This window comes from Mycobacterium sp. ST-F2 (assembly GCF_001905655.1).
Taxonomy (GTDB): domain Bacteria; phylum Actinomycetota; class Actinomycetes; order Mycobacteriales; family Mycobacteriaceae; genus Mycobacterium.
In genome coordinates this window covers 37,305-50,113 of sequence record NZ_JMHT01000070.1, presented here as the reverse complement: position 1 = coordinate 50,113, position 12,809 = coordinate 37,305, and the positions used below count along the sequence as shown (strand labels likewise).

The window sequence follows — 12,809 nt, the reverse complement described above, 5'->3', positions numbered from 1 at the left end:
CATCGACATGCGAGTGGCGATGATGACGAGGGAGTATCCGCCGGAGGTCTACGGCGGTGCAGGCGTCCACGTGACCGAACTCGTCGGGCAGCTCACGAAGCTGTGCGACGTCGACGTCCACTGTATGGGCGTGCACCGCCGGGATGCCTTCGTGGCCCAGCCTGATCCGCTGCTCGCCGGGGCCAACGCGGCCCTGACGACGCTGTCGGCGGATCTCGCGATGGTCAACAACGCGTTCGCCGGTCCGGCCGCGATGCCCACGGTGGTGCACTCGCACACCTGGTACACCGGGATGGCCGGACACCTCACCGCGCTGCTGCACGGTATCCCGCATGTGCTGACCGCGCACTCGCTGGAGCCGAGGCGGCCGTGGAAGGCCGAGCAGCTCGGCGGCGGCTACCGCATCTCGTCGTGGGTCGAGCGCACGGCGATCGATGCGGCCGACGCCGTCATCGCGGTCAGTGCGGGCATGCGGGCCGACGTCCTCGCCACCTACCCCGAGCTGGACCCCGCCCGGGTGCACGTGGTGCGCAACGGGATCGACACCGACGACTGGTATCCGGTCGAGGCCGGCCAGACCCTGGCCGAGCTGGGGATCGACCCGCAGCGGCCCATCGTGGCGTTCGTCGGGCGGATCACCCGGCAGAAGGGCGTCGGCCACCTGATCGCGGCAGCCCACCAGTTCGACCCCGACGTCCAGCTGGTGTTGTGCGCCGGTGCTCCCGACACCCCGGAGATCGCCGCCGAGGTGGCGGCCGCGGTGAAGGAGCTCAGCTCGACACGCGCCGGGGTGCACTGGATCCAGGAGATGCTGCCGATCGAGAAGATCCGCGAAATACTCGCGACAGCCACGGTTTTCGTCTGTCCGTCGGTCTACGAACCGCTGGGCATCGTGAACCTCGAGGCCATGGCGTGCGGCACTGCTGTGGTCGCCTCGGATGTCGGCGGCATTCCCGAGGTGGTCGACGACGGCAGCACCGGGCTACTGGTGCACTACGACGTCGCCGATGCGGTGAGGTTTGAGACGGGGCTCGCGGACGCAGTCAATGCGTTGGTCCGCGATCCGGAACGGGCCCACACGTTCGGGCAGGCCGGCCGTCGGCGCTGCATCGAGGAGTTCTCCTGGATGCAGGTCGCCCAGCAGACGCTCGACATCTACCGGAGCGTCTGCACGTAGCTCATTCGTCGCACTCCTCAACGTGGCTCGTTCCTCGCCACTTGATCGTCGTGCGACGGCCCTAGCTGGTGACGTTTTTCAGTTCGTCGCCCAGCGCCGCGGCCTCATCCGGGGTCAGCTCCACCACCAGACGACCGCCACCTTCCAGCGGTACCCGCATGACGATGCCGCGCCCCTCTTTGGTTGCTTCCAGTGGACCGTCGCCGGTCCGGGGCTTCATCGCCGCCATCGGGTGCTCCCTCCGCACGCGCCCGGACCGCATCCACGGTCCCGGATCAAGGCCGGATCTACCCACTCAGTGGGTAGTCTCACGGCACTGAACTGCAACTGAACTATGTCTATTGTTCCCTATCGCTACGGAAGGGTGTGAAAGACCCGCCCGTCACGCCTCTGATCAGCTGTGGCGGGGCACCCAACAGGCCTCCACATGGTCGTCCACCATCCCGGTGGCCTGCATCAACGCATACGCCGTGGTGGGGCCGACAAACCGGAATCCCCGACGCTTCAGTTCCTTGGCCATGGCCACCGATTCGGGTGTGGTCGCCGGCACCTGCGCCAGGTCGGCCGGCCGCGGACGCAACGGCGGCGCGAACGACCACAGCAGTTCGTCGAGGTCCAGACCGCCGTCGATCACCCGCGCGTTGGCGATGGTCGCCTCGATCTTGGCGCGGTTGCGGACGATGCCCGGATCGGCCAGCAGCCGGTCGATGTCCTTCTCCCCGAAGCCGGCCACCTTCGCGACGTCGAACCCGTGGAACGCCGCCCGGAAGTTCTCCCGCTTGCGCAGGATGATCAGCCAGGACAGCCCACTCTGGAAGGCCTCCAACGACACCCGCTCGAACAGTGCCTGCGTACCGTGCAACGGCACGCCCCATTCGGTGTCGTGGTAGTCGCGGTACAGCGTCGCGTCGGCGGACTCGCCGATGTCGACCCAGCCGCACCGGACCGTGCTGTCGGGGGCCGTCACTGCTCGGTTTCCGCGGACGTGAGGACCGATTCAGGTGGAGTGGTCTGCGCACGTAGCACGGCTAGCTCGCCGCGCAGCGAGTCCAGCTCCTGTGACAGCCGGTCCAGCACCCAGTCGACCTCGCTGGTCTTGTATCCGCGCAGGGTCTGCGTGAACTTGACGGCGTCGACGTCGGCTCCGGTGACACCGGAGGCGGGCAGCACGGTGGCTGTGGTGCCCCGCGCCAGCGGGGGCAGCTGCTCACTACGGCCGAACAGCACCGTCCCCAGGGCGAACAGCACCACCGCGACCAGGATCAGCACCACGAGGTAGATCAGAATCAGCGTCACATCCACGATCCTGCCGGATCACCCCGACAAGTGGGATCAGCGCAGGGTGTTCATCGCGGGACGGTCGACCAGGGACACCGACGAGGTACGCGGGATGTAGTCGTCGCCGTCGGCGAAGAACTGCGTCAGGCCGACGCCCGAGTCGCTGATGCCGCAGCGCGACAGCAGCGTGGCGATCACCTGACGGCTCATCGCGGCCAGCTCGGTCAGGGGCCGGTTGCGATGCGTGCGCACGCCGAGGTTGACCTGTGCGATGGCATCGAGGCCCAGCTTGTCGTAGGTGTCGATCAGCAGACCGATCTCGACGCCGTAGCCCGGCGCGAACCCGACCGACGTCAGCAGCTCCCGGGTGCCGGCGTACTCGCCGCCCAGCGGCTGCAGCAGGCAGGTGAGCTCGGGCCGCAGCGACGCCAGCAGCGGACGTGCCACCAGTTCGGTGACCCGGCCGCCGCCGTTCGCGTCTTCGGCGCCGCCGACCTTGAGCGGCCGCCGGTAGAAGCCCTTGACCAGGTGTACACCGTCGGCGAGCAACAACGGGCCGAGCAGCTTGGGCACGAACATCGGATCGGGGTCGAGCAGGTCGGAGTCGACGAACACGATGATGTCGCCGGTGGTGGCCGCCAGCGAGCGCCACAGCGCCTCACCTTTGCCGGGCTGAACCGGTACCTCGGGCAGCGCCTGTTCGCGGCTGACGACGCGGGCCCCGGCCTCGATGGCGCGCAGTTCCGTCTCGTCGGTCGAGCCGGAGTCGAGAACCACGAGCTCGTCGACCAGACCGCCGAGCAGCGGGCTGATGCTGTCGATGACATCGGCGACGGTGTCTTCCTCGTTCAGCGCGGGGAGCACGACCGACACGGTCCGGCCGGCCTTGGCGGCCTCAAGTTCGGCGACGGTCCACGTCGGCCTGCTCCAGCTGCGTTCGGCCAGCCACGCATGGCGAGCGATGGTTTCCGCGGACATCTCAGGCGACAGGGTCATGCGCGATTCGCCTCCCGCTACTCGCTGACTGGGTCATGCCAGTCCCCTCACTGTTCGGCTCGGTGGACGCCCGCCTTGGATCGACGCGACCATTTCCAGGACGCGTCGGGTGGGGCCCACCTCGTGCACCCGGAACATGGCGGCGCCGTCAGCGGCGGCAAGTGCCGTCGCGGCCAGCGTCCCCTCCAGGCGCTCGGTCAGTTCGACACCTAGAGTCTCCCCCACAAAATCCTTGTTACTGAGGGCCATCAGCACTGGCCATCCGGTATTTACAAGATCTTTTACATGGCGCAACAAACTAAGACCGTGGTAAGTGTTCTTGCCGAAATCGTGGGTCGGGTCGATCAGGATGGCGTCTTTTGAGACTCCGACGTCGACGGCATGCCGCGCCGCGGCAGTCACCTCGGCGATGACGTCGTCGACCACGCCGCGTTCGGTGACGCCGTAGTTGACGCGGAACGGACGGGTCCGCGGCACTGCCCCGCCAGTGTGCGAGCAGACCAGCCCGGCCCCGAATTCTGCGGCCACCTCGGGCAGGCCAGGGTCCGCGCCGGCCCAGGTGTCGTTGATCAGGTCGGCTCCGGCCGCGCAGGCCTGCTTGGCCACGCTGGCCCGCCAGGTGTCGACGCTGATCAGCTGGTCGGGGTATTCGCCGCGCAGCCACTCGATGAACGGCACCACGCGGGCGATCTCCTCGTCGGCGTCGACGGTGCTGCCCGGGCCTGCCTTGACGCCGCCGATGTCGATGACGTCGGCTCCGTCGGCGATCTTCTGGTGCGTCGCGTCCTTGGCGGCGGCGTCGCTGAAGGTCGCCCCCCGGTCATAGAAGGAATCCGGGGTGCGGTTGACGATCGCCATGATCAGCGCGCGATCGCCGGCCACCTGGCGACCCAGGAATTGGCCCCGTGGACAGGACTGCACGGCTCCCAGGCTATCGGGCTGCCGCAAATCTGCTGATTCCGCGGCTGCGGCGACGGCAAATGCCGCCGAAGTATAGGGAAATCCCCGATTCCAAGAGGCCTGCCGGTCAATAGGTTCGAGTCACGTCCAATCGGATTGACAGCAAACTCCAAAGGAGGCCGCAGATGAGCAAGCGAGCACTGTATTTGACGCGCGTGGCCGTCGTCGCCGCGATGGCGGGTTTTCCCGTGTTGGTGCCGGCGCCCGCCGGTGCCCTCCCCAACGGTCTCGACGTCAACTGCAACCCGGAGCCGGGTGAGGCCAATACCGCGATCTGTGTCATCAGCGGGTGCCCGCGCGTCCACGGCGACTACGTCGTCGACGCGGTGCACTGGAAGATCGACGGCGGCGAGCAACAAGAAGAGGGCTTCAAGTGCATCAACGGCGCAACCACCCGCTTCACTCTCGGCGGACTTCCCGGGGCGCACTGGAACATCGGGGTGCAGGCTTGCCGGAAGAAGGACTTCGAGGGCGACTGGTGCGGTCCGTGGGCGAATACGACGTTCACCATGCCCGGGTCGACCAAGGCCGCCCCGCCTCCCCCGGTCATTCCTCCGCCACCGGTGGAGAAGCCCCCGACCCAGTGCCCCGCCGGCTCCCCCACACCGACGGTGCCGGCCGGTCAGACCTGCGCCCCGATCCCTGATGTGACCAATGCGATTCAGGCGTCCTTCGGCGCACCTGGCGTCTCCAGCATCGCCTTCAACGTCACCAACACCTCGAACATCGCTGCGACGTGCAACTACACCGCGACGACGAACTCGATCAATCCCCTGGTCCCCAAGAAGACCACGCGGCAGTTCAATGTTCCGGCCAACGGCAATCACACCGAATCCTTCAGCGGCGCACCAACACTGAGCACCTACAACGTCGTGCTCTCGTGCAAGGACGCCAGCGGAAGGCAGGCGGCTGAGCTCGGGCACGTCGAGACGTCGGTGCTGTGGTGACATCGGGACACGTGATGTTCGGAGCCCGAACCGTCACGTCGCTGGCCATTGCGGCCGCCGTTGCCGGCCTGCCCGCGCTGGGCATCATGGCGGCGGCGGTCGGCAATGCGACTCCGCTGGACAATGGCCTGAATGTCGATTGCAGTCCACAGCCCGGCCAGAAAGATACGGCGATCTGCATCGTCAGTGGCTGCCCACGGGTCAACGGTGACTACGTCGTCGATGCGCTCCACTGGAGCGCCACCGAAACCTTCGAACAGCACGAAGTCGACTTCAAGTGCATCAACGGTCAGACGGCCAGAATCCCCGCCCATGCGGACTTCGGCAGTACCTCTGGCGATTCGAAGGCGAAAATCTCGGTTCAGGCCTGCCGCAAGAAGGATCTGGAGAAGGACTGGTGCGGGCCATGGGCAGACGCCTGGTACACGTTCCCCAGGGAGGTAGCGCCGAAACCGGCTCCTGAGCCCCAGGCCCCAGCACCCAAGCCGGATATTCAGTGCCCGCCGGGTTCGCCCACCCCGACGGTCCCGGCCGGCGGCTCATGCGCCCCGATCCCGGACGTCACCAACGCCATTCAGGCTTCCTTCGGAGATCCTGGCCTGAACAGCCTCGCCTTCAACGTCACCAACACCTCGAACATCGCGGCGACATGCAACTACACCGCGACGGCGAACTCGATCAACCCCCTGGTCCCGAAGAAGACCACCAGACAGTTCACCGTTCCCGCGAACGGCAACCACACCGAAACCTTCAACGGTGCACCGACATTGACGACGTACAACGTGACGCTCACGTGCAAGGACGCCAGCGGCAAGCAGAGTGCGCCACTCGGAAGCGTCCAGACGTCCGTGACGTGGTAGGCCCGCGCCGACCGGCGCATGCGTAATGCGCTGTCGCGCAACAATTTTGCGGCGGCGGTTGACAGACCGTCGGCGTCGGGGCCGGACCGTAGGGGTGGCAATGTCGCCACCCCTACGGTTATCGGCCTGCGCGTCGACCGGCACCGCGAACTGCGGTTCCAGCGAGCCTGAGCAATCGACGGCCCCACTGTCGCCATTCTCTAGGCAAAAGTTCGTACGTTTGCTGGACAATCACTGCGTGACGCGCGATCGTGGGATACAGCTATATACACCTCGATCTGATCGCCGGCCACGCGAAATGCGGTTTGCTTCACGATCCAAGGCGAAGCCGCCTCACCCACCGATGGATGACGCGATCCGAAGGGTAGGAAGCCATGAAGATCCTATGGGCCATCGTCGACGGCGGCGGAAACGTCCCACCGCAGATCGCAGTCGCCCGCGCGCTCCGGGACCGCGGCTTCGACATCCATTTCATCGGGCACACCGGCGTGCGTGAGCGCGTCGAGACGGCGGGCTTCTCCTTCGAGACCTTCAGTACCGGGCGTGCGTTCGACGCGACCACGCCGCAGTCGCTCCCCTCGATCATGGCCATGTTCACCCGGGAGGTGACCGATCGCAGCCTCGGCCCGCAGGTGCTCGCCGCGGCGTGGCGGCAGAGCGCGGACGCCATCGTCATCGACGCCCTCCTGGTCTCCGTGATGGCCGACGTCGTGAAGAGCGGCACCCCGATGGTGGTGTTCGTCCACTGCTTCTACCGCGCTGTGCAGGACATGACGGCCGGCCCGATGGGCTGGTACGCGCGATTGCGCGGGATGGACCCGCGGATCGCCGAGCGTGTGAATGCGCTGCAGATCGTCGCCGCGCGCGCGGACCTCGACCCCATGCGCGGCACGCCGCCCGTCGTCCACACCGGGGTGGTGTGGCAGGGCACACCGTCGGCGTCCGTCGCCGCCGAGACGCCACGAATCCTGGTGAGCCTCAGCACATGCGGCTTCGGCGGCCAGCGGGAGATGCTGCAGAACATTCTCGACGCGCTCGCCCCGCTACCGGTCGACGTGACCGTCACCGCCGGCGCCAGCGTCGACACCGCGGGGCTCCGGGTGCCCGCCAACGCGACGCTGCACGCCTGGCTGGACCACGACGAAGTGCTGACGACGGCGTCGCTGGTCGTCGGGCACGGCGGTCACAGCACGACAATGCGGGCGCTGTCCTTCGGCGTACCTCTGGTCATCATGCCGGCCAATCCGCTGATCGATCAGAAGGGCGTCGGAGCCGCCATCGAACGTGTCGGCGCCGGCATCGCGTTGCCGAAAAAGGCTGGCGTGGAACGCATCCGGACGGCCGTGCAACGGGCGCTCGCCGAGCCCGGGTACCACCACGCAGCGGCTGTGCTGGGTGCCGACATCCGAAAACGGGACGGCGCCCAGGTGGCCGCCGACGCCATCAGCGCTCACCTCGCCACCGTGTGATTTGTGCACGATTTTCCGCGGTAAGCGCGGAAAATCGTGCACAAAACCCTGCCTAGCGCGGCTTCTTGCCGTCCTTCACCTCGGCCGGGTACTCGGGATAGAACGGCACGTAACCCTCGTCGCGTCCGGACAGGACGTAGATCGGGTCCGTCACCTCGGCGCCGTAACCCTGCTTGCGCAGGTCGACCTTCTGGTTCTTGAACGTCGAGGTGTGCGCCAGGGCGGGCACGATCCGGATGAACAGCGGCACCGCGTAGGCGGGCAGGTGCTCGAAGCCGGCCTTGGCCAGGGCGGCGCCGTCGAACTCGGCACCGTCGCGCAGCTGTACCGACGCCATGCCGGCACGGCCGCCGCAGCCCGGCACCTCGACGCCGTAGACGGTGCACTCCTCCACCTGGTCGTCGGCGCCGAGCGCGGCCTCCACCTCGGTGGTGGCGACGTTCTCGCCCTTCCACCGGAAGGTGTCGCCGAGACGGTCGGCGAACGCGGCGTGCGCGAAGCCCTGCGAGCGCATCAGGTCGCCGGTGTTGAACCAGACGTCGCCGTCCTTGAAGGCGTTGCGCACCAGCTTCTTCTCGCTGGCCGACTTGTCGGTGTAGCCGTCGAACGGCTGCAGGTTGTTGACCTTGCTGAGCAGCAGACCCGGCTCGCCGCGCTTGACCTTGCGCAGCCGGCCGTCGGGGCCGCGGGCCGGCTCGCCGGTCTCCAGGTCGTATTCGACGTACACGACCGGCGACGGGCAGATGCCCGTGGTCTTGTCGATGTTGAAGACGTTGACGAAGCCGGTGTTGCCCTCACTGGCGGCGTAGAACTCGCAGACGCGCTTGATGCCGAAGCGCGAGGTGAACTCGTCCCAGATGGCGGGGCGCAGCCCGTTGCCGGCGATGACCCTGACCTTGTGCGCGCGGTCGGTGGGCTTGGGCGGCTGGTTCAGCAGGTAGCCGCAGATCTCGCCGATGTAGATGAACGCGGTGGCGTCGTACTTGATGACCTCGTCCCAGAAGCGCGAGGCGGAGAAAGACTTGCCCAGTGCCAGCGCGGCACCGGCGTTGAGGGCCGACGACGTCGCGACCGTCAGCGCGTTGTTGTGGTACAGCGGCAGGCAGCAGTACAGGGTGTCGCTGCTGTTCAGGCGCAGGCCCAGTCCACCGAAGCCGCCGAGCGCGCGCAGCCAGCGGTAGTGCGTCATGACGCTGGCCTTGGGCAGGCCTGTGGTGCCCGAGGTGAAGATGTAGAACGCCTTCTCCTTGGCCAGGATTTGGCTGGTGCCCACCGGATTGGCGGTCGACTGGCCGACGGCGAGCTCGCGCAGCTCCTCGACCGAGATGAGGCCCTCGGTCAGCTCCGGAGCGGCACCACACTCGATGACGGGCTCATGGAAGTCCGACTCGGTGACCAGCACCTTGGCGCCGAGCAGGCCCAGGCTGTGTGCCAGCACGTTGCCGCGCTGGTTGTAGTTGATCATCCCGGCGATGGCGCCGCACTTGACCGTCGCCAGCATCAGCAGGACGGCGTCCGGCGAGTTGCGCAGCATGATGCCGACCACCGAGCCCGGGCCGACGCCCTTGGCCGCCAGCACCGACGCGTAGCGGTTCACCGTCGCGTTGGCCTGGCCGTAGGTGATGCGCTGGTCCTCGAATTTGATGAAGACCTTGTCCTTGTTGGCCTCGGCGCGTTCCTGGAACACCTTGCCGATGGACGTCTTCGCCGTCGGGCTGGCGCCGAAGCCGGTGATCAGGCCGCGCAGGATCACCGGGGCGTCGGACAGGAAGCCGGGCAGTTGCTTGGCAATATCAAGCAGGCCGACGCCGGTGCGTGATGTGTCGTCACTCATGCGTGGTGAGCCTAGTTATCGATGTGACCGGGTGCACAAGCAGCCATGGCTTCGTCGATGTCCCTGGCGACCACCAGCCGGTCGAGCGCAGCCTGTTGGACATATCCGCTCTCGACCAGCGTGTGCAGCCAGGTCAGCAGCCCGTCGTAGTGGCCGTGCGGGTCGAGCATCACCAGCGGCTTGTCGTGCATGTTGAGGTAGCCGGCCGTCCAGGCCTCGAAGAACTCCTCCAACGTGCCGATGCCGCCGGGCAGTGCGATGAACGCGTCGGACCGGTCCTCCATGATCTGTTTGCGCTCGCGCATGGTGTCGGTGACGATCAGTTCGTCGGCGTTCACGTCGGCGAGCTCGCGGTGCACCAGCTTCTTGGGGATGACGCCGACGGTGCGGCCACCGTTCTCGCGGGCACCCTCGGCGACGGCGCCCATGGCCGAGACGTTGCCGCCGCCGGACACCAGGGTCCAGCCTTTCGCGGCGATGGCGCGGCCGACGTCACCGGCCAGGGTGAGCAATTCGGGATGACGGGGACCGGCGGCGCAGTAGACACACACGGCGTAAGTGTTTTCGGGGATGTTGTCGGCCAGCACAGCACAACGCTAAACGAGCGGTACCGTCCGCCGCGCAGCCATAGGATCGGACCGTGGTGCTCAGCCAGCTGAAAGCAGGCACCCGGGCCGGTGCGCTGCTGACGGGCGACCGCGGATCCGGCAAGACCGCGTGGGCGCGAGCGGCTTATGCGGAGCTGGCACCGGAATTCGAGCGGACGGCGTGGATCACCGGCACCGCGCCCGACTCGGTCGTGCCGTTCGGGGCATTCGAGCGGTTGTTCACGGTGCCCGAGACCGGCCGGACAGTGCAGGTGTTGTGCGCGGCGCGGGAGGCGCTCGGGACGGGCCTGCTGCTGGTCGTCGATGACGGGCATCTGCTGGACCGGCTGTCGGCATCGTTGGTGTACCAGCTCGCGGTGTCGGGCGCGGCGCGCGTCATCGTGACAGCGGAATCGAATCAGTCTCTGCCCGAGGGCATCTCAGCCCTGGTGCGGGATCGGTTGGTGGTTCCGGTGACGACCGAGGGTCCCGTCGACCCTGTCGCGCCTGAGGTGCCGGAGCTGCCGCCGGTGGGCGGTGACGGGGTCGTGGCCCGGCTGCGGCGCGCGGTGCGGGCACTCGATACCGGTGACGCACAGCCTGTGGCCGAGTTGGCCGCCGCGGCCGATGATGCGCTGCGGCTGGGCGATCTGGAGCTGGCCGAGCGGCTGGGCCGGGCGGCGCTGCCGGCAGGAGGTCTGGCCACCCGGGTGACGCTGAGCTACGCGCTGGCCTGGCAGGGTCGCGGTCTGGATGCCGATGCCGTGCTGGCCGAGGTCGACGCAGCGACGCTCTCCGAGCCCGAGGTGATGGCGTGGGCGCTGCCCCGCGCGGCCAACCAGTTCTGGATGCTGTCCGAGCCTGAACGCGCGACAGCCTTCCTGCGCACCATCCGCGGCCGGGTGCAGACGTCGGCAGCTCAGGTCACCCTGGACGCGCTGTCGGCGACGTTCGCGATGAACGCGGGCAATCTCGGTCGCGCCATGCAGTTGGCCGACGCGGTGTTGGCAGTGCCTGATGCGAGTGACACCGCCGTGGGTTGGGCGGCATCGGCGGCCGCATTGAGCTGCGCCCGGACAGGCCGGTTGAACGAGGTGGACGCCTTCGCCGAACGTGCTCTCGCCGCGGGGCAACCGGGGTTGTTGCGGTTCACCAGTGGCTTCGGGCAGACCACGGCGCTACTCCTTGCGGGCGAGCCCGACAAGGCGCAGGCATTGGCCCAGGAGCTGATCGATTTCACCCAGTCCCAACAGCCCGGGCGGGCCATCGGCGAGGTGCTGCTGGCCGATGTGCTGATCGCGCGCGGCGAGCTCGATTCGGCGATCGAATTGCTCGGCGATGCCGCGAAAGTGTTGGCGCCCACCGGGTATTCGTGGGGTCCGCTGGCATGGATGTTGCTGGCGCAGGCGCTCGGGCAACGTGGCGCAACCGCCGACGCGGGCCGGGCACTGGCCCGTGCCGAAGCGCGGCATGGCCTGAAGTCGATGTTGTTCGCGCCAGAGTTGGCCCTGGCCCGCGCCTGGACCAACGCGGCCCGGCGGGACCGGCACGGCGCTGTTGCCGCCGCGCGCGAGGCGTTCCGCGCCGCCGAGCGCGGTGGCCAGTCGGCGGTGGCCCTGCGCGCACTGCACGACGCGGCGCGCTTGGGCGATGTCCGGGCCGCGGACCTCTTCGACCGCGTCGGCGTCGACTGCGCCTTCGGGCGGCAGGCCCGAGCGCTGGCCGAAGGGGTCGCCTCCGATCACGCCTGACCATTTGCCGCACGGTGGGTGGCCGGACCCGCCATAGGATTGACCCAACAGGTCATCGAGGGGTCAGGTCATGGGCGATCGGCTACACGTCAATACCGAGGGTGTACTGGGCATGGCCCGGGCGCACGACGCTGTCGCCGCGGGGCTCGGTCAGCTCCAGAGCGGTGGCGGTCTCGGCCAGTCGGTCGGCCCCGCGACGACGCACGGGTTGATCGCCTTCGGCATGAACTCGGCGCTGAGCGGCGTGATGGCACGGCGCGACAACATCCTGCAGTCGACAGGCGCGGCCGGCCAGCAGCTGTCCGAACAGTTGCACCGCGCCGCCGAGTCGTACCGGGCCGGCGACGAGCAGGGCGCGCGTGGCCTGTCCTCGGCAGCCGAGGGCATGCCTGGAGGTGGGGGTGTCAGTGCCGGTACGCCCGGTGGCCTCGGCGCCGCGGTGCCTGGTTCGCCAGCCGCCGGTGGTGGCGACGTCGCACAGACGCTCGGGCAGGTGGGTCAGCAGGCCGGGCAGATCGCCGCAGGGGTGGCGCAGACGCTGGGCCAGATTCCGGGGCAATTGGCGCAGGGCCTCACCGGAGTGCTCGGCGGGATTGCCAGTGGCCTGGGCGGGATCGACGGTGTGGGTGCCGGACATGCGGCCGGGTCGGGGCTCGATGGTCTCAGTGACGCGGATTCCGTTGGCGAGCATGACAAGTCGGACCTTGAGGATAGGGACCGGGACCGTCGGGATCCGGAGCGCCACGAAAAGAGCGAGGACGACAACCGGATTCTGTCGGTGGAGCACCGCCGTGAGTCTGGTGCGGCCGAGGCGGACCCGGCCGCAGGACCGGGTGGCGTGGACGGCGCCACTCCCCCGCCGCGCCGTCCGGCCCAGACCCGGCCGCAGGATATCTAGACCGGGCCGGGCCTCACCCGGCGGTTGATCGTGCGTCTACGCAGACGCCTAC

13 protein-coding genes are annotated in these 12,809 nt (G+C 68.1%); 6 read left to right on the top strand and 7 right to left on the bottom strand.

Features of this window, described 5'->3' with window-relative positions; genetic code table 11:
- Positions 1–7 precede the first annotated feature (7 nt).
- Positions 8–1,177, top strand: a complete 1,170-nt coding sequence (glgA, locus tag EB75_RS23470) for a glycogen synthase (RefSeq protein ID WP_142239781.1) — start codon at positions 8–10, stop codon at positions 1,175–1,177.
- Between the two features lie 61 nt (positions 1,178–1,238).
- Here the strand turns inward: glgA and EB75_RS23465 are convergent, their stop codons facing one another.
- The 5 genes from EB75_RS23465 to folP all read right to left on the bottom strand — a co-directional run bounded on the left by EB75_RS23465 (position 1,239) and on the right by folP (position 4,309).
- Positions 1,239–1,406 carry a DUF3117 domain-containing protein gene (locus tag EB75_RS23465; protein ID WP_005059648.1) on the bottom strand — a complete coding sequence of 56 codons (168 nt, stop codon included), beginning with the start codon at positions 1,404–1,406 and terminating at the stop codon, positions 1,239–1,241.
- Positions 1,407–1,571: 165 nt separating this feature from the next.
- Positions 1,572–2,144, bottom strand: a complete 573-nt coding sequence (locus tag EB75_RS23460) for a DNA-3-methyladenine glycosylase I (RefSeq protein WP_073697661.1) — start codon at positions 2,142–2,144, stop codon at positions 1,572–1,574.
- A complete protein-coding gene (locus EB75_RS23455; RefSeq protein WP_073697695.1) occupies positions 2,141–2,473 on the bottom strand; it encodes a DivIVA domain-containing protein in 333 nt (110 codons plus the stop codon). The genes EB75_RS23460 and EB75_RS23455 overlap by 4 nt, the downstream gene beginning before the upstream one ends.
- A 36-nt stretch (positions 2,474–2,509) precedes the next feature.
- Entirely contained in the window at positions 2,510–3,451 is a 942-nt protein-coding gene (locus tag EB75_RS23450) for a glucosyl-3-phosphoglycerate synthase (RefSeq protein WP_073697660.1), read from the bottom strand.
- A 33-nt stretch (positions 3,452–3,484) separates the two neighbouring features.
- Positions 3,485–4,309, bottom strand: a complete 825-nt coding sequence (gene folP / locus EB75_RS23445) for a dihydropteroate synthase (RefSeq protein ID WP_073697694.1) — start codon at positions 4,307–4,309, stop codon at positions 3,485–3,487.
- 227 nt (positions 4,310–4,536) lie between these two features.
- Here folP and EB75_RS23440 point away from each other — a divergent pair, with 227 nt between their 5' ends.
- From EB75_RS23440 to EB75_RS23430, 3 genes are all read left to right on the top strand, one after another.
- Entirely contained in the window at positions 4,537–5,358 is an 822-nt protein-coding gene (locus EB75_RS23440; RefSeq protein WP_073697659.1) for a hypothetical protein, read from the top strand.
- The gene (locus tag EB75_RS23435) at positions 5,355–6,218 is read left to right on the top strand and encodes a hypothetical protein (protein ID WP_142239780.1); all 864 of its coding nucleotides are present in this window, start codon (positions 5,355–5,357) and stop codon (positions 6,216–6,218) included. Before EB75_RS23440 ends, EB75_RS23435 begins: the two co-directional genes overlap by 4 nt.
- 374 nt (positions 6,219–6,592) lie before the next feature.
- Positions 6,593–7,687: a glycosyltransferase gene (locus tag EB75_RS23430; RefSeq protein WP_073697657.1), complete on the top strand. Its 1,095-nt coding sequence runs from the start codon at positions 6,593–6,595 to the stop codon at positions 7,685–7,687.
- A gap of 52 nt (positions 7,688–7,739) precedes the next feature.
- Here the strand turns inward: EB75_RS23430 and fadD6 are convergent, their stop codons facing one another.
- Positions 7,740–9,521 (bottom strand): long-chain-acyl-CoA synthetase FadD6, encoded by a 1,782-nt coding sequence (gene fadD6 / locus EB75_RS23425; protein WP_073697656.1) that lies wholly within the window; start codon positions 9,519–9,521, stop codon positions 7,740–7,742.
- 11 nt (positions 9,522–9,532) lie between these two features.
- The gene (gene log / locus EB75_RS23420; protein WP_168176107.1) at positions 9,533–10,108 is read right to left on the bottom strand and encodes a cytokinin riboside 5'-monophosphate phosphoribohydrolase; all 576 of its coding nucleotides are present in this window, start codon (positions 10,106–10,108) and stop codon (positions 9,533–9,535) included.
- Positions 10,109–10,203: 95 nt separating this feature from the next.
- On the opposite strand from log, the gene EB75_RS23415 reads away from it, so the two are divergent.
- Positions 10,204–11,859: a tetratricopeptide repeat protein gene (locus EB75_RS23415; protein WP_502689390.1), complete on the top strand. Its 1,656-nt coding sequence runs from the start codon at positions 10,204–10,206 to the stop codon at positions 11,857–11,859.
- Between the two features lie 70 nt (positions 11,860–11,929).
- Entirely contained in the window at positions 11,930–12,757 is an 828-nt protein-coding gene (locus EB75_RS23410) for a type VII secretion target (RefSeq protein ID WP_073697654.1), read from the top strand.
- The last annotated feature ends 52 nt before the right edge of the window (positions 12,758–12,809 follow it).